Raw genomic sequence first — 19616 nt, forward strand, 5'->3', positions numbered from 1 at the left:
GAAGGGATGGAACCCCGGCGTCGCGGACGCCGGGGTTCCGCCGCGCTGGCAGCATCGGCCGGGTGAGCACCGCCCCCACCACCATCCTCGACGTCGAACTGCACGGCGGCCGCTGGGACGGACACCTGAAGCGGGTCCGGGCCGGCGCGCCGCCGCCGTCGCTGCGGATGGTGCTGCGCCCCGACCTCCCCGACCCGCTCCGCGGCGAGCAGTGGCCCACCACCAGCGTCTACGGCTACGACCCGGACGGGCCCAGGCCCTGCTACCGGCACGCGTACGACGAGTAGACCCGCCGGCGGCCGGTCAGCCCCGGCCGACGTACGGCATCGCGGTCGCCATCACGGTGGCGAACTGCACGTTGGCCTCCAGCGGCAGCTCCGCCATGTGACGCACCGTCCGGGCCACGTCCGCCACGTCCATGGTCGGCTCCGGCGCGATCCGGCCGTCCGCCTGGCGCACCCCGCTGCTCATCGCGGCGGTCATGTCGGTGGCCGCGTTGCCGATGTCGATCTGCCCGCAGGCGATCCGGTACGGGCGGCCCTCCAGCGAGAGGGCCTTGGTCAGGCCGGTGACGGCGTGCTTGGTCGCCGTGTAGGCGATCGCGTGCGGGCGCGGGACGTGCGCGGAGATCGAGCCGTTGTTGACGATCCGGCCGCCCTGCGGGCGCTGCTCCCGCATCTGCCGGAACGCGGCCTGGGCGCACAGGAAGGCGCCGGTCAGGTTGAGGTCGACCACCGCGCGCCACGCCGCGTGGTCGACCTCCTCGACCGGGGCGGCCGGCCCGAACATGCCCGCGTTGTTGAACAGCAGGTCGACCCGGCCGAAGCGGGCGGCGGCCCGGGCGAACAGCTCGGTCACCTGCGCCGGATCGGTGACGTCGGTGGGCACCGCCAGGGCGCGGTCGTCGCCGAGGCCGTCGGCGGTCTCGGCGAGGGGCCCGGCCCGCCGTCCGGCGAGCACCAGGCGCCAGCCGGCGCCGGCCAGTTCGCGGGCCACCGCGCGGCCGACGCCGCTGCCCGCTCCGGTGATCACGGCAACCTGCTGGGACACGCGCACGCTCCTCGGGACGTTCGGACGCCCATGATCGCCCCGGGCGGCGCACGCCGTCACTGGCGGAAGCTCCAAAGCCGCCGCGCCGGGGGCCGTCGGCAGGAGCGGACGGGCCCCACCCCCGCCGATCGGCTGGGCCCGCCCCCGTCGACCGGCGGGACAACGGGGCAGCCGCAACCGGCGGCCGGGTCGGCACGTCATAGGATCTCGAGTGGCCGGAACGCCGCGCGTCGCGCGGTGGCCCAGTCCGTTCACGGGGTGTGCCGGCTGTCGGTTCCGCACGCCCCGACAGGCCCGCTGACCAGGGCCGACTCCCGTCCGCCGCGGTCGGGAGCGACCCCCGCCCGGAGAGACCCACCGTGCTGCCGCAGCCCCGCCCCGCCTCCGTCCGCCCCGCCCGCGTGCTGCTCGCGGCCGCCGCCACGCTCGCCCTGGCCGGCCCGCTCGCGGCCTGCGGCAGCAGCACCGGCAACGCCAACGACGCCAAGGCGGCGATCTCCACCAACCAGGCCTCGAACTCCCCGTCGGCCGCGCAGAGCAGCACCGCCCCGCCGAAGCCGTCCAAGGTGCTGATGCCGACGGGCCCGGCCGCCCAGTTCTCCAAGGCCCGCGACACCGCCGCCGGCCCGATCATGGTGACCACCGTCAGCGGCCCCAAGTCCGGGGTCAGCGGCAAGGTCTGGGTCTGGCTGCCGCCGGAGTACAACGACCCGAAGTACGCCAAGACCGGCTTCCCGGTGCTCACCCTGTACGCGGGCGGGCAGAGCGCCGGCTACAACACCTGGACCGACAACCAGCTGCCGATCCAGGAGGCCGACAAGCAGCTGGTCGCCGAGGGCAAGACCCACCCGTTCATCATGATCATGCCGGTGCAGAACCTCGACTCCAACGAGGCCAAGGCGCTGGAGTGCGCCGACATCCCGGGCCAGCCGAAGATCGGCACCTGGATGGCCGAGGACATCCCGGACTTCGTCCGCGCCAACTTCCGCACCGTCAAGGGCCGCGACGGCTGGGCCGTGATGGGCGCCTCCACCGGCGCGTTCTGCAGCGCCAAGCTCGCCCTGCAGCACCCCGACGTGTTCAAGGCCGCGGTGCCGATCGACGGCTACTGGAACCCCGACTCCCCGCTGTGGAAGGGCCACGAGCAGGAGCGGCTGGCCAACAGCCCCGACCAGCTGATCGGCCAGGGCAAGGCGGACGTGCGGATCTTCGCCACGGCGGGCGGCGCCAACGGCTACGAGATCAAGCTGGTCACCAACTGGGTCGCCAAGGCGAAGGCCCCGACCACCGTCGACTACTACGAGCAGCCCGGTGGCAAGCACCTGACCTCGGACTTCAAGAAGATGATCCCGAACACCCTGGAGTGGCTCGGCAAGAACGTCGCCGGGCCCGAGGCCGACTGATCGTCAGAAACCGCCACCGAGGCCCCGGAAACCGCTCTGACCTGCACGTCAATCGGTCATTCATTCGCCCCTGATGCACTGCTCGCACCCTGGACCCTGGACCGGAGACCTGGACCGGGGCGCCGCAACCGCGGCCCCCGCTCCGGCCAGCCTCAGCCAGTCGTGAAGAGAGCGCCATGCCCCGCCACCTGCTGCCCGTCGCACCCGCGAGCATCCCCGCCCAGGGCGGCGACCCCGTCGCCGCCGCACCGGCCGCGGTCGAGCCGATCCCGTTCGCCGGGCTCCGCCTGGTGCACGCCGCCGTCCGCCGCGACCTGGCCCGCATCCCGCAGGCCCTGCGGCTGCTGCAGCCCGAGGACACCGTCGGCGCCGAGGCGCTCAAGCGGCACTGGGACTTCGTCACCGCGATGGTCACCTGCCACCACGAGCAGCAGGACACCCGGCTGTGGCCGCTGCTGCGCCGCTTCGCGCCGGAACTGCGGCTGCTGCTCAACTGGCTGGAGTCCGACCACCACAACCTCGACCACTCCTTCACCCGGGTCACCACCCTGGTCGGCATCGCCACCCGCGACCCCGCCAGCGCCTGGCCGGTCTCCTACGCGGTCGAGGAACTCGCCGCCCGGGTCGAGACCCACCTGCGGATCGAGGAGCGCCAGCTGCTGCCCCGGATGACCGGGGTGTTCCAGTCGGGCTCGCGGATCGGCACCCTGCCCGAGCTGCTCGACCTGCTGCGCTACGCCGACGGCCCGGCCCCGTCCGACGCGCTGGTCTGGCTGCTGGAGGGCGTCGAGCCGGCCCAGGTCGACCGGCTGCTGGCCGACTGCGACGACGAGACGGTGCGGCACTGGCCGCACTGGCGCGACACCTACGCCCGCTGCACCGACCAGCTGTGGGGCCCGGCCGCACCGTGACCCGGCGGCCCGCTGAGGCTACTGCCGCTCGACCCGCCGGACCGGTCGGCCCGGGGTCCAGGTGCTGATCACCAGGCGGTCGCCGGCCACCTCGGTCAGCGTCGCCCCGGTCGGCTCCAGCCGGAAGGCGTGGTACGGGCCGGGTGGCGGCGCGGGCAGCTCCGCCTCGTACGCCGCCAGGTCGGCCGGGTCGGTCAGCTCCACCGCCCGGGCCGAGAGCTTGGCGTCCCCGTCGGCCATCGTGGCGTCCGGCCCGGGGTTGGAGTGCAGCGCGCAGCGCGGGTCGCGGCGCAGGTCGGCGGCCTTCACCGCGCCGGCCATCGAGCCCAGGAACAGGTCGGCGCCGTGGAAGTCCACCTCGGTGCCGCTGACCCGCGGCGAACCGTCCCTGCGCAGGGTGGCCAGCACGTGGTGCTTGTGCGCCTCGAACCGGGCGCGGATCCGCTCGGCGAGTTCCGGGGCCTGCTGCTCGAAGTCCTGCCAGGAGGTCATGGCCGAAGTCTAGGGAGCGGGGCTGCCGTGGTGGGGCAGCGAACCTCCCTAGACTCTCGGCCATGGTGGAGAGTGGATCCCGGACCTACATCGCCTTCCTGCGCGCGATCAACGTCGGCGGGCGGACCGTGAAGATGGAACGCCTGCGCGAGCTCTTCGCCGAGCTCGGCCTGGACGCCGTCCGGACCTACATCCAGAGCGGCAACGTCTTCTTCCGGGCCGCCGCCGACCTCGACCGGGCCGCGCTCACCCGCCGGATCGAGGCCCACCTCGAGTCCGCCCTCGGCTACCCCGTCCCCGCGATGCTCCGCACCGTCGACGAGGTCGAGGCCCTGCTCGCCCTCGACCCCTTCGCCGGCGTCGAGGTCACCCCCGAGGTCCGCCTCTGCGTGGTCTTCCTCTCCGAGCCCCTCCCCGCCGACCTCGCCCTCCCGGTGGCGTCCCCCAAGGGCGACTGGGAGATCCTCGCCGCCACCGACGGCGCCGCGTTCACGGTCATGCGCCTCAGGAACGGTCGCCTGGGCGCCAACCCCGCCACCGCCTTCCCCAAGTCCTACCGCGGTCAAGGCACTTCGCGCTTCTTCCACACCACCGCCAAGATCGCGGCGGCCGCCCGCAAGGCCTGACGCCCGGTCAGTGCGGGAAGGTGCGGGGCGGGCGCTGGCGGGGGAGGGTGTCCTGGAAGCGGCCGATGGCGGTGGCCACCTGGCCGAGCAGGAGGGTGGGTTCGAGGCGGTCCAGGTAGAGGTGGCGGGCGGCCAGGGCCTCGACGGTGGCGGAGAAGTACAGGGTCATCAGGGGGTTGATGAACAGTCGGCTGCCGCCGGTGCGTTCGGTGAACTGGACGTCGCCGAACTGGCCGCGGAGGGCGGCGGCGACGGAGCCGTGCACGATGGAGGGGTGTTCGGGGTTCTCCGCGCGGGCGTGGGCGACGGCGTCGAGGTAGTGCGCGGCCTCGGGGGAGCCCGGCGGGATGGAGAAGGCGCCGAGGTAGCCGCCGTCGCGGTCGAGGGCGGCGAGGTTCTCCAGCACCAGACTGTGGTTGACGCCGTGGTAGGCGTCGATGCCGAAGCCGAGGCAGGTGACCAGGCGCTCCGGGACCTCGGTGAGGCCGGCCACCGCGGCGAGGCTGGTCATGTCCTCCTCGGGGGTGCCGAGGCCGGCCTCGTCGCCGCGCAGCAGGATGTCGGTGCCGCCGTCGACCAGCAGGATCGCGTCGATGCCGAGCAGGTCGACCAGCGCGCGGTACGCCTGGCGCAGCGGCTGCACCCCGACCGACGGGAACGCCCAGACGGTGTCCGGCTGGCCGTTGGCGCGCAGCCAGCGGGCCAGTGAGCGCTCGGGGAAGTAGCGTTCGGCGGAGTCCACGTCGGGGGTGATCCGGGCCAGGTCGGGCGCCTGCCAGACCGCCCGGCCCAGCCCGTACAGGCTGCTGAACGAGAAGTTGGCGAGGTGCACCTCGCGGCCGGCGGCGCGCAGTGTCAGGGCGAGCGGCAGCCCCGCGTACACGTCGTAGCCGCCGCCGGCGCCGGCGACCAGGATCCGCTCGGCGGCCAACAGGCGGGTGAGCAGCGGCGGTTGCAGAAGGCTCGTCACCGGCCGGACGGTACCAGGCTCCCGGCCGCAGCGAGGGACGGATCAGGGCGGGTCAGGGGATCCGGCGGGCCGACAGTTCGCGGGCGTCGGCGAGGTCCTCGGCGGTGGGCGCGTCGTCCTGGGTGAGGCGGTGGCGCCAGTAGCCGGTGAAGTCGATGTCGGCGCGGTCGAGCCGGCCGTCGGCGAGCAGGTGGCGGCGCAACGCGCGGACGGTGCCCGCCTCGCCGCCCAGCCAGGCCCGGCCGACGCCGTCGGGCAGCTGCGCCGAACGCACCGCCGCGACCAGGAGCGACCCGGGCGCGGACACCCCGCGGTACAGCCAATGGACCGTCAACTCGCCGAAGCCGAGCAGCGGTTGCCGCTCCTCGGGCCCCGCCACCTCGACGTACGCGATTGCCCTCGCCCCGGCCGGCAGCGCCTCGACCAGGGTGCCGAGCGCGGGCAGCGCCGACTCGTCCGCGGCGAACAGCAGCCAGTCGGCGCCGTCCAGCGGGAACGGCCGGGCGAAGGCCGCGGACGGGCCGAACATCGTCAGCAGCTGGCCCGGCCGGGCCTGCGCCGCCCACGCCGCGGCCGGGCCGGGCGACTCCGGGTGCAGCACGAAGTCGACGTCCACGGTGTGCAGTTCGGCGTCGTGGGCGCGCAGCGTGAAGCTGCGCATCCACGGGCGGAGCGGCTCGGGGACGGCCTGGCACGCCCGGTACCAGCTCATCAGGTCCTGGCCGGGCGCGGGTACGGGCAGCTCGGGACGGTCCTGGCCCGGGCGCGGGAAGTACAGCTTCACCTGCTGGTCCGGCCCGTCCAGGGCGAAGCCGCCGGGCGGCAGCGCGAAGGTCACCCGCACCATCCGCGGGCTGAGCCGCTCGACGGCGGTCACGGTCAGCTGGCGGATCGGCAGGTCGGACACGGCGGCTCCCGTCGGTTGGGCGTTGCCGCACCAGCCTGCCGGGCGCCGCTCACAGCCCGCTGTCAGAACGCTGTCAGCGCCTCCGGGGCCCTCTCGGCTCGGAACAGCCTCTGGGTTGCGCGCTCAGTGCTCCAGCACGTCCCGCAGTGCCTCCGGGGTGCGGCCGATCACGGTGTAGCCGTCGTCCGCGGTGATGATCGGCCGCTGGATCAGCGCCGGGTGCTCGGCCATCGCCGCCACCCAGCGGGCCCGGTCCGCGTCGGTGCGGCCCCAGCCGCGCAGGCCGAGCTCCTTGGCCACCGCCTCGTCCAGCCGCGCCACGTCCCACGGTTCCAGGCCCAACCGGCCCAGCACCTCGTCGAGTTCGGCGGCCGTCGGCGGCTCGTCCAGGTAGCGCCGCACCGTGTACTCCACGCCCGCCGCGTCGAGTTCGCCGAGCGCCGTGCGGCACTTGCTGCACCGCGGGTTGATCCAGATCTCCATGAGCCGCGAGCCTATCCCGCACGCCCCGGGGAACTCGTCCGCACCGCCCGTCCGTTGCCGCACCGACCGGACCGCCAGCGGGGGAGCTGCCATGGACGCCTTGACGATCATCAACGGGCTGATGTCACCGGAAGGGCAGGACGACCCGTACCCGCTGTACGAACAGGCCCGCAAACTCGGCCCGGTGGCCCGCGCCGACGAGTTCCTGGTCCTGGTCACCGGCTACGAGGAGGCCGACCGGACGCTGCGCACCCCCGCGTTCGGGGTCGGCGACGCCGAGCTGCGCGCCCAGTGGGAGCCCGGCTTCACCGACCACCCGGGCCTGACCCTGCTCGCCGACTCGATGCTCCAGCGCAACGCCCCCGACCACGCGCGGATGCGCTCCCTGGTCGCCTCGGTCTTCACCTCGCGCCGGGTCGCCGCGCTGGAGCCCGCCGTCACCGCCGCCGTCGAGCGGCTGCTCGACGACCTCGCCGACCACGGCGACACCCCCGTCGACTTCCAGGACGCCTTCGCCTTCCGGCTGCCGATCGGCGTGATCTGCGAACTGCTCGGCGTCCCCGAGCGGGACCGGCACCGCTTCCGCCCGCTCGCCGCCGACCTCACCACCACCCTGGAGATCCTCACCGGCGACGAGGACCTCACCGGCGCCGACCAGGCCGCCGAGGAACTCGCCGCCTACTTCACCGAACTCGCCGCCGAACGCCGCGCCCGGCCGCAGCAGGACCTGGTCAGCGCCCTCGTCGAGGTCGCCGACGCCGACCAGCAGCGGCTCTCCGACGCCGAACTGATCGCCAACCTGGCGCTGCTGCTGGTGGCCGGTTTCGAGACCACCGGCAACCTGCTCGGCAACGGCCTCGCCCTGCTCCTCGACCACCCCGACCTCGCCGCCGACCTCCGCGACGGCACGCTGAGCCCCGGGGCGTTCACCACCGAGGTGCTGCGCTACGACTCCCCGGTGCAGCTCACCTCCCGGCTCGCCCTCGCCGACGACCTCGCCATCGGCGGACAGCAGGTACCCCGGTTCACCGGCGCCTTCCTGCTGCTCGGCGCCGCCAACCGGGACCCGCGGCGCTTCCCCGACCCCGACCGCTTCCACCCGGCCCGCGACGACGGGCCGCCGCTCAGCTTCGGCGGCGGCATCCACTACTGCCTCGGCGCCCAACTCGCCCGGCTGGAGTCCGACACCGCGCTCCCCGCGCTGCTGCGCCGGTTCCCCGCGCTCGCGCCCGCCGCGGCGCCGACCCGCCGCCAACGACTCGTCCTGCGCGGCTACCACACGCTGCCGGTCACGCTCACCGGCCGCTGACGGCGCTCCGCTGACGGGCCTCGACTGACCTGACCTGACCTGGCCTGGGTCGGTTTGGCCCCGGTCGGGTGAACGGGTCTTTGGTCCCGAACCATCGGGACCTTGGCAGGCGGGTGCCCGGGCGGGCGGGACGCGACGATGGAAGGGCGCCGTGTCCGCAGTCGGCCCGTACCCGCGGGCGGCCCCCAGCCCAGGAGGTGAGCATGACCGCGCCCGTCGTACCCGCCGACCCCGCCCGGACCCTGCAGGCCCCCCGGCGGACCGCGAAAGTCGCCGCCGCCCGCTGGGAGGCGGCGATGGGCGATGCCCTGCGCAGCCCCGGCTGGGTGCGCTGGCTGCCCGCCGCGCTGCTCGCCGTCGACCTGACGCTGGAGGTCGCCCTCCCGCAGTCGGTGGCCGCCGGGTTCCTGCTCACCGTGCTCCCCGTGGTGGTCGCCTTCAGCGCCGGCCCGTGGCCGGTCGCCGGCAGCACCGTCCTCACCGTCGTCCTGCAGGCACTGCTCGCCTGGCGGGCCGGCCACCTGCTCGAACAGCACCACGTGTGGACCTACCTGGCCACCGTCCTGGCCGGCGCGATGGGTGCCGGACTCGCCTGGCAGCGCCGCCGCCAGGCCCGCGACCTGGTCCGCCTGCGCGCGGTCGCCGACACCCTCCAGCACACCGTGCTGCGCCCCGTCCCCGCCCGCACCGGCGGCCTGCGCGCCGCCGGCCTCTACCACCCCGCCGAGACGGACGTGGCGATCGGCGGCGACCTGTACGAGGTCTGCGAGACCCGCCACGGCACCCGGATCCTGCTCGGCGACGTCCGCGGCAAGGGCCTGGACGCCGTCCGCACCGTCGCCGACGTGATCGGCGCGTTCCGGATCGCCGCCCACGAGGCGACCGAACTCGACGAGCTCGCCGACCAGTTGGACCGGCAGGTGCGCCGCGAGGCGGACGAACGCGGCGACGCCGAACTCTTCGTCACCGCCGTCCTGCTCCAGCACCGGCCCGACACCGGCAGCCTCGACCTGGTCAACCGCGGCCACCTCGCCCCGCTGCTGGTCACCCCCGGCGGCGTCCGCCCCGTGCACTGCCCCGAGCAACTCCCGCTCGGCCTCGGCCACCTCGCCACCACCGCCGAACCCCCCACCACCCTCCCCCTCCCGCCCGGCCACACCCTCCTGCTCCACACCGACGGCGTCACCGAGGCCCGCGACCACACCGGCGCCTTCTACCCCCTCGCCGCCCGCCTCACCACCCTCCCCACCACCGACCCCGACACCCTGGTCACCTTCCTCGACCACGACGTCCGCCGCCACGCCTCCCCCCTCACCGACGACCTCGCCGTCCTCGCCCTCACCCCGTCCTGAGGCCGTGGATCACCGTCGTCGGCAATGGCGCCGGGTCCCGTGTTCCTCGCCGTCGAGGGGCGCACGGGACCAGGCTCTTGACGATCCGTCAGGTCGAGCCGTTGATGACGGAGTTCTGGATGGCGCCGACGGTGAGGTGGTGCTTGGTGAGGATCTGGTCGTAGGTGCCGTTGAGGACGAGGCGGTTCACGGCCTTCATGAGGACGTCGCGGAGGGCCTGGTCGTCCTTGCGGAGGGCGATGCCGAAGGGGCGGGGCTGGATCTGGGGGCCGCCGATCTGGAAGGAGTTGCCGGCGTTGACGGTCTGGGCGGCGTACTGGGCCTTGGGGTAGTCGGTGACGTAGGCGTCGGCGGCGGTCTTGAGGTTCTCGATGGCCTCGTTGTCGGTGCCGGTCTCGATGACCTTGAGGGGCTTGCCGAGGTGGTCGCAGGCCTTGGCCTGGCGCAGGGCCAGGTCGTCGTGGGTGGTGCCCTTCTTGACGGTGACGGTGTGGCCGCAGAGGTCGTCGATGGAGGCGATGCTCTTCGGGTTGCCCTGGTGGACGGCGATGCCGATGCCGGCCATGAAGTAGTCGACGAAGTCAACGCCGGGGTTGGCCTGCTTGCCGTCCTTGTCGAGGCCCTCCTCGCGTTCGCGGGTGTCGGTGATGCCGGACATCGCGATGTCGAACTTGCGGTCGAGCAGTCCGGGCAGCACGTTGGCGAACGGGCCGACGTCCTGGAACTGGATCTTGATGCCGAGGATCTGCTCGAGCGCCTTGGCGAGGTCGGGGTCGAGGCCGTCCGGGTCGCCCTGGTCGTTGCGGAAGACCACCGGCGCTGCGGTGAAGGAGGTGCCCACCGTGAGGGTGCCGGCTTTGCGTACGGCGTCGGGCAGTTGGGCGTGCAGGTCGCCCCCGCCGTCGGATCCCCCGGATCCGCAGCCGGCGAGGAGCAGGGCGCCGCCGAGTGCGGCGGCGAGCGCGGTGCGCCCGCGGCGGGTGTTGTAGGCCATGTCGTCTCTCCCCGTGGTCGACGCGGAACGCGAACAGGCCAGGGCGGTCGGACGGTACGGCGGCATGACGGAACGGCGGCATGGCAATACCGAGGGAACCCCTCGGCCGGCCGCCGTTCCGGCTAGATCGTTCAGACTATAACCAGCATGGTCACGACAGCCGGACCCCGCCCTCGCCAACGGGCGAAAGAGCATGGGTTGAACACCAACGAATCCGGCAGACCGGGCACCGAAGTGGCTGATATCCCGTCAGTCGCCGTGCCACCGGCCCGTGGCGGTCGGGGTGGCGGGGTCAGGACGACCACTGCGGGTCCTCGTAGCGCGGCATGGTGTCCGGTGCGCCGTCCGCGCCGGTCGGCAGCGGGCTGGGCGCGGCGCCGAACGGCTCGGTGGAGCCGGGGTCCTTGACCCGGGCGGTCGCGACGAGCGTGACGTTGCCCGGGGCGCCGATCGTCAGGGTGATCCCGGTGCCGCCGGGGGTGCGGGCGCCCGCCTCGTAGCGGGAGCCGTCCGCGGTGACGGTGTAGCCCTGCGCGGTCCAGTACGCCCGGGCCTGCTCCAGCAGCCGGGGCTGCTTGGCGGCGGCGACCTTGGTCAGCACGTAGCGGCGCAGCGTCAACTGGGCGGTGCCGTCGTTCTCCCGGCTCAGGCCGTCCTCGTGCGGGGTGGCCCGGTAGGCGTCGTCGGCGTACCGCAGGGCGGGGGAGAGAGCGGTGCTGGTGCCGTCCAGCACGGTCTGCAACTCGGTCCGGGCGCGGGCGAGTTCGACCACCGGACGGTCCGCTCCGGTGGCACCGGAGCCGCTCCCGCAGCCCGTCAGCCCGGCCCCGAGCAGCAGTGCCAGGACCGCCCCCGTCGCCCGCAGCCTCATCCGCGTCGTCCTTCCCGGCCCGACCAGTACGGGTCGTCGTGGCGGGGCACGGTGTCCAGCGCCCCGTCCGGCCCCAGCGGCACCGTACTCGCCCCGCCGAACGGGTAGCCGGTGCCCACCGCGGGGACGGGCGCCACCCGGGCCAGCAGGGTGGCGTTGCCGGGGATGCCGATCCGCAACTCCACCGCGCCGGACGGGCTTTCGGCCCGCAGCACCGGCAGCACCGGGTCCGGCTCCGCGGAGACCGCCCAGCCGCGGCCGCGCCAGTACGCCTCCAACTGCCCGAGCAGCTCCGGGTACCGGTCGGCGGCGACCCGGGTCATCAGGTAGCGGCGCTTCTCCAGGTGCGCGGTGCCGTCCGGCTCCCGGGTGTACGGGTGCTCGTGCTCGACCGCCGTGTACGGGCCGTCGGCCCAGCGCAGCGGCGGGCTGATCGCGGCCGCCGCGGTGTCCAGCAGCTCGTCGATCGCGTCGCGGGCGGTGCCCAGGTCGGTCGGGGCGGGGTGCCGCGGGTCGTGCTCGTTCATCGCCGCTCCTGTCCGGACACCCGGTCGCCGTGACCGGAGACGATCATGCCCATGTTGCGCAGCGAGTGGCCGTCCCGGCCGTCGCCCTGGTTCCAGTAGTCGGAGTGCGAGGCGAAGCCCAGCGGGCCGTCCGCCACGTCGAAGCGGCGCGCGCCGAACTCGGCGCTGGCCGGGTCCTGCCCGAACCACAGCTCGTGCGGATCGCCGTGCCGGCCCAGGTGGTCGCCGAGGAACCCGCCGAGCACCGCGCCCGGCAGCCCGCCGACCAGGCCGCCGACCACCGCGCCCGTGCCGGCGCCGGTCGCCTCCCGCTGGCTCGGCAGGTGGCTGACCGGGTCGTGCTCGGCCGCGCCGACCCACACGTGCGCGGGGTCGACGCCCAACTGCGCGGCGTGCTGCGCCCCCGTCCCCGGCGAACCGACCAGGATGACGTCGTCCACCGGGATGCCGCCCGGGCGCTGCGCGGCCTGCCCGACGGTGAGCGAGCCGTACGAGTGCCCCAGCGCGGTCAGGTGCGCGGGCGGCCCCTCGTGCGCGGCGCGCAGGCCCTGCAGGAAGCCCTGGTAGGCCTCGCCGCCCTGCTTGGCCCGCGCGTCGCCCGCCACCGCGAGCGCGTCGGGGCCGAACTCCTTGGCCTGCGGGGCGTCGTAGCCCAGCCAGGCGATCGACGCGGTGGTCCGGGTGGGGTCGAGGTCGTGCGCGGTCTGCCACAGGTCGCGGGCCCGGTTGGCGTCGCCGCCGCCGAGGTTGCGCACCTCGGTGTTCAGGCCCGGCACGTACGCCACCACGTCGTCCGCGGTGTCCGGGTCGCCGTACGAGAGCGCCGCCCGGCCCTGGCCCTGGTCGCCGATCACCAGCAGGTAGGACGGCGGCTGCTTGCCCTGGTCGTCGCGCAGCCGGTCGCGGACCGCCTGGAACCCGGCCAGCTTCTTCCGGTCCTGCTCGGACGGGTCCTGACGGTTCGACAGTTCGGCGATGAGGCGGTCGAGGTGGATCCGGTTGGCCCGGTCGCGGGCGAGGGCGGGGATGCCGTCGCGGTTGCCGATCTCGGCCGGGTACTCCGTGACCAGCCGCTGCCGCTCGTCGGCGGGCAGCGACTTCCACCAGGCGTTCACCTCGGTGGGCGGGGCGTCCGGACCCGGCAGGCCCGCCCGGACCAGGTCCTCCGGCCCGCCGCCGAACGCCGAGGAGAGCGCGGTGCTCGCCAACTCCGTTGCGGCGAAGGCCGGATCGAGTCCCGCGCCGGTCCGGGCGGCGTCGGTGTGGCGGCGCAGCCGTTCGGCGGTGACCTGGTCGGCGTGGGCGGCCTCGGTCAGTGCCTCGGCGATCCGGTCGCGCAGCGCGGCGCCCTGCCGGGCGCGGTCGGGGGCGTCCGGGTCGTGCCGTTCCGCGGCGGACGGCGGCCAGGAGACGCCGCCGTCGTCGGCCACCCGGTAGCCGCCCGAGGCGGCGTCCGCGAGCGCGGCCCGGAGCTTGGCCTGGGCCAGCAGGAAGGCCTCCGCGCCCTCCCGTAACACCGGCGCGATCCGGACCAACTCCAGCTGGGCGGCGACGAGTTTCGCGCTGGAGCGGGCCAGCGACCGTTCGGCGTCGGCGGCGGCGTCGCCGCTCCAGCCGGAGCCGCGCACCCGGGCGTCCACGCCGTCGCGCCAGGTGTCGGCGTGCTCGCCGACGGCGGTGGCCAGCACCGCGTACGCGTCGGCGGCGCCGAACAGCCGGTCCGGTTCGGCGTCGCGCAGGGTGGGGACGTCGATGCTCATCGCCCGGCCGCCCCGGCGGCGGACAGCGCCCGCGCCGCCTCCTGGTCCGAGCGGCGGTAGTTGGCGGCGGTGCGCCGCAGGTTGTCGCCCTGCCGGTCCAGTTCCGCCGACAGGCCGTCCAGCAGCCGCTTCCACTCGCCGGTGCAGCCGTCCAACTCCCGTCCGGTGAGCCAGCCGCGCAGTGCGCCCGCGGCATCGTCCGACGCCCCGAGCACCCGGCCGCTCTCCCCGGGCAGCCGCTCCGCGACGCCTGCGGCGGCCTGCCCCGCCCCGTCCAACTCGTCCGGCACGACCCGGAATCCGTCGCCGCCCCCGCCTGGACCCAGCACTCGCACGCCATCCCCCACAGCTGTGTCGGACCGACCGTTTGAGCGGGCCATGCTAGCGAAGCCGGAAGCCCGCCCCGGGGCCTTTCACCACCTCCGCGCCTGACGATTCCTTTGCCGGCGCAATACCCGCCGCCTACCCGGACACTGACGCTGTGTCACTCGAACGGGGGACTGCTGTCGGCGTGGTCGGTGTCGTGGCGGGCCGGGGCGGCGCAGGAGCGAGGCGACCAGCGCCGCGGTGCCGGCCAGGGCCGCGGAGCCGCAACGCCGCCGGCGCAATACTTGCCGCCTACCCGGACACTGGCGCTGTGTCACTCGGACGGAGGACCGCTGTCGGCCCGGTCGGTGTCGTGGCGGGCGAGCCGGGTCGGTGCAGCAGCAGGGCGACCAGTACCGCGGTGACGGCCAGGGCCGCTGAGCCGCAGCGCAGCGCCAGGTGGACGCCGTCGACGAACGCGCCGTCGACCAGCGCGCCGATCCCGCCGGCCCCCTGGCTGCCGAGGGTGGATGCCGGGTGGTCGGCTCCGTGCGGGGGAAGGCCGGCGTGGTGCAGGGCGCCGGCCATCCGGTGGGTGAGGACGGCGCCGAGGACGGCGATGCCGAGGACGCCGCCGACCTCGCGCAGGGTGTTGACGGTGGCGGAGGCCATGCCGGTGCGCGCGGGCGCCACCCGGTGCAGGACGGCGACGGAGACGGGGGTGAAGGACATCCCCATGCCGAGGCCGAGGAGCACCAGGGTCCAGACGTACGCGTAGTAGTGGGCGCCGGCGCCGTAGAGCGACAGGCCGGCGAGGCCCGCCGCGCACAGCAGCATGCCCAGCACGAGGGCGAGCCGCGGACCGTGACGGCCGGTCAGGCGGCCGGCCAGCGGGGCGGCGAGGGTGATGACGGCGGTCATCGGCAGGCCGGCGTACCCGGCGTCGGTGGGGGACCAGCCGAGCACGCCCTGGAGCATCAGCGGCAGGAAGAACAGCGCGCCGAACATGCCGAAGCTGACCATCAGCCCGCTCAGCAGGGCGCCGCCGAGCACCCGGTCGCGGAACATCCGCAGCTCCACCATCGGTTCCGGCAGCCGGAGTTCGACCAGGACCAGGGCGGCGAGCAGCACCGCGGCGGCCGCCGCGCAGCCGACCACGAGCGGGTCGCCCCAGCCGCGGCCGGGGCCCTCGACCAGGGCGTACACCAGGGCGCCCAGGCCGCCCGCGGAGAGCGCCGGCCCGGCCGGGTCGATGCGGCGGGCGCGCGGCGCGATCACGGGCAGCACCCGGGCGGCCATGACCAGCGCGGCCAGCCCGACGGGAACGTTGATCCAGAACACGCTGGCCCAGCCGAAGGCGTCCACCATCGGGCCGCCGATCACCGGCCCGATCGACAGGCCGAGCGCGGAGACCCCGGACCACAGGCCGATCGCCCGGGTGCGCTCGCGCTCGTCGGTGAACACCTCGCGCAGGATGGCCAGGCTGCCGGGGGTGAGCAGCGCCGCCCCGACGCCCTGCAGCATCCGGGCGGCGACCAGCAGGCCGATGCCGTCGGCCAGCGCGGCGGCCGCCGAGCCGGCGGTGAACAGGGCGAGGCCGATCCGGAAGACCCGGGTGCGGCCGTACCGGTCGCCGAGCGCGCCGCCGGTGAGCAGCAGCGCGGCGAAGACCAGGCTGTAGCCCTCGGCGACCCACTGCAGGCCGCTGATGCCCGCGTCCAGGTCGCGGCCGATCCGGGGGAGTGCGATGTCGACGATGACGTTGTCCAGCATCGCCATGAACATGGTGACGCAGAGCGTCAGCAGTGCCTGCCACTTGCGCCGGGCGGCGACCGACCCCTCCACCGGGGCTCCTCTCGTACGGACATGCCCCTAACACCGTTAGGGGCGACTGGTCGGCCCAGAATGCCCCTAACGGTGTTAGATTGCAAGCGCGATCGTTCCCGACGGCAGGAGGAGCCACCCGGCCATGGCCGACCCCGACACCGCATCCGCCACCCCCGCACCCGCACCTGCACCTGCACTGACCAGGGACGCACTGGCCAGGGCGGCGCTGCGCGTCCTGGAGCGCGACGGCCTCGCCGGACTGTCGATGCGCAAGGTCGCCGCCGAGGTCGGGGTGAAGGCCGCCTCGCTCTACTGGCACGTCCGCAACAAGGAGGAACTGCTCGACCTGCTCAACGACGCGATCGTCGCCGACGCCGAGGCCCCGCCGCGCGAGGGCGACTGGCGCGCCCAGTACCTGGAGTACGGCCGCCGCTACCGCCGGCTGCTGCTCGACAAGCGCGACGCCGCCAAGGTGGTGGCCGGCCGGCTCGCCCCCGGACCGCACACCCTGCGGCTGCTGGAGGACCAGCTGGACCGGCTGCGCGCGGCCGGGTTCCGGGACGCCGACGCGGCGATGGCCTCCTACCTGCTCTCCGCCTACGTCCAGGGCTTCGTCCTGCAGGAGCAGTCGCCGCTCTCCGCCGCCGAGGCGGCGGGCGCCAGCCGCGGCGAGGCCGCCCGCGCCGCCGGCCAGGGCCTGCGCGCGCTCCCGCCGGACGCCTTCCCCAACCTGGTCGCGCTCGCCGAGGACCTCACCGACCCGGACATGGACACCCGCTTCGAGTTCGGCCTGCACCGCATCGCGGACGGCCTCGCGGCCCTGCTCCCGGACGGAAGTTGACGGCCGGTCAGGAACGGGCGCGCCGCCAGCCGCCCGGGTGCGGGCGGTAGGGCGCCCGACGGGAACGGAGGCGACGTCCGGCCGGAACGACGCGGGCCCCGCCGCCTCCCTGCGGAGCGCGACGGGGCCCGGGTCACCGACGGGTCGTCAGCAGCGGCCGACCAGCTCGCAGTCCTCCCAGCGGGTCCCGCCCTCGACGGCCGACGGGGCGTCGGCGGCGGCCTGGTCACCGGTGGCGGCGGGGGCGTTCAGCGACTTCGGGGCCTTGAGCGCCGGGGCGGCCGGGGCGCTCGGGGCGGCGGTCGCGGCCGGGCCGGTGGCGAGGCGGACGGCGATGGCGTCGATGATCGGACGCGGGCTGGTGCCGGCGAAGTTGCTGACCATCACCGCGAAGACCAGCTTGCGGCCGTCCGGGGCGGTGGCGTAGCCGACCAGGTTGTCGACGCCGCTCATCGAGCCGCTCTTGGCGTGCACGTTGTTCTCGGCCTTGGTGCCGCGCATCCGGGCGGCCAGCGTGCCGCCGGTCATCCGGTCCGGGTTGCCCGCCACCGGCAGCGCGTTGTACCAGGCGCTGAACCACGGCTTGTCCTGGGCGAGCTTGAGCAGGCCGGCCATCTTCGCCGGGGTGATCAGGTCGTAGCGGGACAGGCCGGAGCCGTCGACCTGCCGCCCGCCCGGGCTCTCCAGGCCGTTGGCCTTCAGGAAGCCCTTGATCTGGGCGATGCCGGTCGACCAGTCGCCCCGGCCGCCCTTGGCCTTGCCGATCTCCTTGGTCAGGTGCTCGGCGATGCCGTTGTTGCTGAGCTTCAGCATCGGGACGATCAGCTCGCCGAGCGTCTTCGAGTCGTGCGACACCAGCGGCTGCGAGGTCTCCGAGCCGGTCGCGGACTGCACCCCGCGCACCACCTTCACCCCGTGCCGGGCCAGCGCGCCCGCGAACACCTTGCCGGCGTACGTCGCCGGGTCCTCCACCGTCACCCAGAAGGTGGCCGGGGCGGCGCCCGCCGCGATGCTGCCGGACAGCGCCAACTCGTTTTCCCCGCGCCGCCGTTCGACATCGGCGCTGGTGCCGCTGCCGGCCGCGCCGGTGGCGACGGTCCCGGTGAACTTCATCGGCGCCTCGGCGGGCACCAGCGCGACCTTGGCGTTCTCGCCCGCCGCCCCCGGAGTGACCGTCACCTGCACGGTGTCCATGGTGTACTCGGCGTCGCCGGCCACCGTCAGCCCGGATATCTGCGGGCTGTACGAGTACTGCTCGTCGTCCCACGCCCAGCCCGGCCCCAGCGGCGTCCGGTCGTACCGGCTGCCGTCCGCGAGCACCCGCCCGGTCACCGTGGTGACCCCGGACGCGGCCACCTTCGCCGCCAGGTCGTCCAGGTCCTGCACCAGCAGGCTCGGGTCGCCGCCACCGCGCAGCACCAGGTCGCCCACCAGCGTCCCGCCGTACGTGGTGCCGGTGCTGCGCACCTCGGTGCTGAACCGGTAGTCCGTGCCCAGCAGTTCGAGCGCCGCGGTGGAGGTCACCGTCTTCATCGTGGACGCCGGGGTGAGCAGCGCCCCGGGCTGCCGCGCGTACAGCACCTGCCCGCTCTGGGCGTCCAGGACCTCGACGCCCGCCTGGGCGTTGGCCAGTCGGGCGTCCCCCAGCAGGGCGTCGAGGTCCGCCGTCAGCGCGGCGTCCACCGGCGGCGGGTTGTCCGCCTGCGCGGAACCGGCCAGCAGGGAGACGGCGATCACGGCGGCCGCCAGCGGCAGGCCGCGGCGGTAGAGGCGTGCGGGCACAGGTGCTCCAGGGTTCGGGTGCGGCGAGGGCGCGCGACCTCACCCCACGCCCCCGTTTGGCCTGTACATTACCATCTGACGCACCGTCAGTTGATCTTCGTTTCCGGGCAGCCGTCCCACTCCGATGACGCCGCAGCGCCCGGCAGGGTTGCATCCGTCCACGAAGAACTCGCGCGTCAGTCCGTCCGAGCCGCGCGGAAGGCCCGGCGGTACGCGGCCGGGGTGGTGCGCAGCGCCTCGTGGAAGCGGCGGCGGAGGTTGACCGCGGAGGAGAGGCCGACCCGGTGGGCGATGGCCTCCACGGGGAGGTCGGTCTCCTCCAACAGGGCACGGGTGGCGGCGATCCGCCGGTCCAGCAGCCAGCGCCCGGGGCTGATGCCCAGTTGCTCGGTGAAGCGCCGGTTCAGCGTCCGGGCCGAGACCCGCGCACGGAGCGCCATCTCCTCGACGCTGACCGGCTGGTCGAGCCGCTCGCCCAGCCACTGCAGCAGCGGCGCCAGGGAGTCGGCGACCGGCCCGGAGGTGGGCAGTTCGGCGTACTGCAACTGGCAGCCCTCCCGGTGCGGCGGCATCACCAACTGCCGGGCGACCCGCAGTGCGTACGCCGAGCCCTGGTCGGCGCTGACCAGGTGCAGGCAGAGGTCCAGCGCGGCCGCCGAACCGGCGCTGGTGGCGACGTCCCCGTGGTGCACGTACAGCACCGCCGGATCGACCCGGACCCGGGGGAAGCCGGAGGCCAGCGCGGCCGCCCACGCCCAGTGCGTGGCGGCCCGCCGATCGTCCAACAGCCCGGCGGCGGCCGGTACCCAGGCGCCCGTGCAGAGCCCGACGATCCGCGCCCCGCGCCCGTGCGCGCGGCGGACCGCGGCCACCACCTCCGGCGAGACGTCCTTCTCCCACCCGGGCACCACCACCGTGTCCGCCCGCTCCAGCGCCTCCAGACCCGCCGTCACCAGCACCTCGTAGCCGGCCCGGGTACGCACCGGGCCCGGCTGCTCGACGCACACCTCGAACGCGTACCGCGCCGGGATCGCCGGTCCGTGGTCGCCGAACACCTCGCTCGCGCAGGCGAGCAGGAAGGCCGACTGCGGCGCCCCCACCAGTGCCACCACCCGGTGCGGCGATGCGGACGGCAATGCGGACTTCGGCAGCGGACGGGTCGTCATGGCGGGAAAGTACCTCCTCGCGTCATTCACGACACTGGG

The 19616-nt window shown here is 74.6% G+C and carries 20 protein-coding genes; 7 read left to right on the plus strand and 13 right to left on the minus strand.

What is annotated here, in order from left to right; all coding sequences use genetic code 11:
• Positions 1-62 precede the first annotated feature (62 nt).
• The gene (locus AB0K51_RS02250) at positions 63-287 is read left to right on the plus strand and encodes a hypothetical protein (protein ID WP_363449547.1); all 225 of its coding nucleotides are present in this window, start codon (positions 63-65) and stop codon (positions 285-287) included.
• A 16-nt stretch (positions 288-303) separates the two neighbouring features.
• Here AB0K51_RS02250 and AB0K51_RS02255 read toward each other — a convergent pair whose 3' ends face one another.
• A complete protein-coding gene (locus AB0K51_RS02255; RefSeq protein WP_363449549.1) occupies positions 304-1050 on the minus strand; it encodes an SDR family oxidoreductase in 747 nt (248 codons plus the stop codon).
• Between the two features lie 359 nt (positions 1051-1409).
• Here AB0K51_RS02255 and AB0K51_RS02260 point away from each other — a divergent pair, with 359 nt between their 5' ends.
• Positions 1410-2453: an alpha/beta hydrolase-fold protein gene (locus tag AB0K51_RS02260; protein WP_363449551.1), complete on the plus strand. Its 1044-nt coding sequence runs from the start codon at positions 1410-1412 to the stop codon at positions 2451-2453.
• Between the two features lie 176 nt (positions 2454-2629).
• The gene (locus AB0K51_RS02265; protein WP_363449553.1) at positions 2630-3364 is read left to right on the plus strand and encodes a hemerythrin domain-containing protein; all 735 of its coding nucleotides are present in this window, start codon (positions 2630-2632) and stop codon (positions 3362-3364) included.
• An 18-nt stretch (positions 3365-3382) separates the two neighbouring features.
• On the opposite strand, the gene AB0K51_RS02270 is transcribed toward AB0K51_RS02265, so the two are convergent.
• Positions 3383-3856, minus strand: a complete 474-nt coding sequence (locus AB0K51_RS02270) for a pyridoxamine 5'-phosphate oxidase family protein (protein ID WP_363449555.1) — start codon at positions 3854-3856, stop codon at positions 3383-3385.
• Positions 3857-3918: 62 nt separating this feature from the next.
• Between AB0K51_RS02270 and AB0K51_RS02275 the strand changes: the two genes are divergently transcribed.
• The gene (locus AB0K51_RS02275) at positions 3919-4482 is read left to right on the plus strand and encodes a DUF1697 domain-containing protein (RefSeq protein WP_363449557.1); all 564 of its coding nucleotides are present in this window, start codon (positions 3919-3921) and stop codon (positions 4480-4482) included.
• Between the two features lie 7 nt (positions 4483-4489).
• Here the strand turns inward: AB0K51_RS02275 and AB0K51_RS02280 are convergent, their stop codons facing one another.
• The 3 genes from AB0K51_RS02280 to AB0K51_RS02290 all read right to left on the minus strand — a co-directional run bounded on the left by AB0K51_RS02280 (position 4490) and on the right by AB0K51_RS02290 (position 6842).
• The gene (locus AB0K51_RS02280; RefSeq protein ID WP_363449559.1) at positions 4490-5452 is read right to left on the minus strand and encodes a DUF1152 domain-containing protein; all 963 of its coding nucleotides are present in this window, start codon (positions 5450-5452) and stop codon (positions 4490-4492) included.
• 52 nt (positions 5453-5504) lie between these two features.
• Positions 5505-6359, minus strand: coding sequence for a siderophore-interacting protein (locus AB0K51_RS02285; RefSeq protein ID WP_363449561.1), 855 nt, complete (start codon positions 6357-6359; stop codon positions 5505-5507).
• A 123-nt stretch (positions 6360-6482) separates the two neighbouring features.
• On the minus strand, positions 6483-6842 hold the full coding sequence (locus AB0K51_RS02290) for an arsenate reductase family protein (protein ID WP_363449563.1): 360 nt from the start codon (positions 6840-6842) through the stop codon (positions 6483-6485).
• Between the two features lie 91 nt (positions 6843-6933).
• On the opposite strand from AB0K51_RS02290, the gene AB0K51_RS02295 reads away from it, so the two are divergent.
• Positions 6934-8151, plus strand: coding sequence for a cytochrome P450 (locus tag AB0K51_RS02295; RefSeq protein WP_363449565.1), 1218 nt, complete (start codon positions 6934-6936; stop codon positions 8149-8151).
• 203 nt (positions 8152-8354) lie between these two features.
• Positions 8355-9503, plus strand: a complete 1149-nt coding sequence (locus AB0K51_RS02300) for a PP2C family protein-serine/threonine phosphatase (protein ID WP_363449567.1) — start codon at positions 8355-8357, stop codon at positions 9501-9503.
• 88 nt (positions 9504-9591) lie between these two features.
• Here AB0K51_RS02300 and AB0K51_RS02305 read toward each other — a convergent pair whose 3' ends face one another.
• The 6 genes from AB0K51_RS02305 to AB0K51_RS02330 form a co-directional block, all read right to left on the minus strand.
• Complete coding sequence (locus tag AB0K51_RS02305; RefSeq protein ID WP_363449569.1) at positions 9592-10497, minus strand: ABC transporter substrate-binding protein; 906 nt, start codon at positions 10495-10497, stop codon at positions 9592-9594.
• A 292-nt stretch (positions 10498-10789) separates the two neighbouring features.
• On the minus strand, positions 10790-11368 hold the full coding sequence (locus AB0K51_RS02310; RefSeq protein WP_363449571.1) for a hypothetical protein: 579 nt from the start codon (positions 11366-11368) through the stop codon (positions 10790-10792).
• A complete protein-coding gene (locus AB0K51_RS02315; RefSeq protein ID WP_363449573.1) occupies positions 11365-11895 on the minus strand; it encodes a hypothetical protein in 531 nt (176 codons plus the stop codon). The genes AB0K51_RS02310 and AB0K51_RS02315 overlap by 4 nt, the downstream gene beginning before the upstream one ends.
• Entirely contained in the window at positions 11892-13655 is a 1764-nt protein-coding gene (locus AB0K51_RS02320; RefSeq protein WP_363449575.1) for an alpha/beta hydrolase, read from the minus strand. Before AB0K51_RS02320 ends, AB0K51_RS02315 begins: the two co-directional genes overlap by 4 nt.
• On the minus strand, positions 13652-13945 hold the full coding sequence (locus AB0K51_RS02325) for a hypothetical protein (protein ID WP_363449577.1): 294 nt from the start codon (positions 13943-13945) through the stop codon (positions 13652-13654). The genes AB0K51_RS02320 and AB0K51_RS02325 overlap by 4 nt, the downstream gene beginning before the upstream one ends.
• 328 nt (positions 13946-14273) lie before the next feature.
• Positions 14274-15806 (minus strand): MFS transporter, encoded by a 1533-nt coding sequence (locus AB0K51_RS02330; protein WP_363449579.1) that lies wholly within the window; start codon positions 15804-15806, stop codon positions 14274-14276.
• Between the two features lie 124 nt (positions 15807-15930).
• On the opposite strand from AB0K51_RS02330, the gene AB0K51_RS02335 reads away from it, so the two are divergent.
• The gene (locus AB0K51_RS02335) at positions 15931-16629 is read left to right on the plus strand and encodes a TetR/AcrR family transcriptional regulator (RefSeq protein ID WP_363449581.1); all 699 of its coding nucleotides are present in this window, start codon (positions 15931-15933) and stop codon (positions 16627-16629) included.
• A 147-nt stretch (positions 16630-16776) separates the two neighbouring features.
• Here the strand turns inward: AB0K51_RS02335 and dacB are convergent, their stop codons facing one another.
• A complete protein-coding gene (dacB, locus tag AB0K51_RS02340) occupies positions 16777-18411 on the minus strand; it encodes a D-alanyl-D-alanine carboxypeptidase/D-alanyl-D-alanine-endopeptidase (RefSeq protein ID WP_363449583.1) in 1635 nt (544 codons plus the stop codon).
• A 176-nt stretch (positions 18412-18587) separates the two neighbouring features.
• The gene (locus tag AB0K51_RS02345; RefSeq protein ID WP_363449585.1) at positions 18588-19577 is read right to left on the minus strand and encodes a helix-turn-helix domain-containing protein; all 990 of its coding nucleotides are present in this window, start codon (positions 19575-19577) and stop codon (positions 18588-18590) included.
• Positions 19578-19616 lie beyond the last annotated feature (39 nt).

This window comes from Kitasatospora sp. NPDC049285 (assembly GCF_040678815.1).
GTDB lineage: Bacteria > Actinomycetota > Actinomycetes > Streptomycetales > Streptomycetaceae > Kitasatospora.

Coding starts and splice junctions, on each gene's coding strand:
- AB0K51_RS02265 (WP_363449553.1), top strand. CDS start 2,630: ATGCCCCGCCACCTGCTGCCCGTCGCACCCGCGAGCATCCCCGCCCAG.
- AB0K51_RS02270 (WP_363449555.1), bottom strand. CDS start 3,856: ATGACCTCCTGGCAGGACTTCGAGCAGCAGGCCCCGGAACTCGCCGAG.
- AB0K51_RS02275 (WP_363449557.1), top strand. CDS start 3,919: ATGGTGGAGAGTGGATCCCGGACCTACATCGCCTTCCTGCGCGCGATC.
- AB0K51_RS02290 (WP_363449563.1), bottom strand. CDS start 6,842: ATGGAGATCTGGATCAACCCGCGGTGCAGCAAGTGCCGCACGGCGCTC.
- AB0K51_RS02295 (WP_363449565.1), top strand. CDS start 6,934: ATGGACGCCTTGACGATCATCAACGGGCTGATGTCACCGGAAGGGCAG.
- AB0K51_RS02300 (WP_363449567.1), top strand. CDS start 8,355: ATGACCGCGCCCGTCGTACCCGCCGACCCCGCCCGGACCCTGCAGGCC.
- AB0K51_RS02305 (WP_363449569.1), bottom strand. CDS start 10,497: ATGGCCTACAACACCCGCCGCGGGCGCACCGCGCTCGCCGCCGCACTC.
- AB0K51_RS02310 (WP_363449571.1), bottom strand. CDS start 11,368: ATGAGGCTGCGGGCGACGGGGGCGGTCCTGGCACTGCTGCTCGGGGCC.
- AB0K51_RS02315 (WP_363449573.1), bottom strand. CDS start 11,895: ATGAACGAGCACGACCCGCGGCACCCCGCCCCGACCGACCTGGGCACC.
- AB0K51_RS02320 (WP_363449575.1), bottom strand. CDS start 13,655: ATGAGCATCGACGTCCCCACCCTGCGCGACGCCGAACCGGACCGGCTG.
- AB0K51_RS02335 (WP_363449581.1), top strand. CDS start 15,931: ATGGCCGACCCCGACACCGCATCCGCCACCCCCGCACCCGCACCTGCA.
- AB0K51_RS02345 (WP_363449585.1), bottom strand. CDS start 19,577: ATGACGACCCGTCCGCTGCCGAAGTCCGCATTGCCGTCCGCATCGCCG.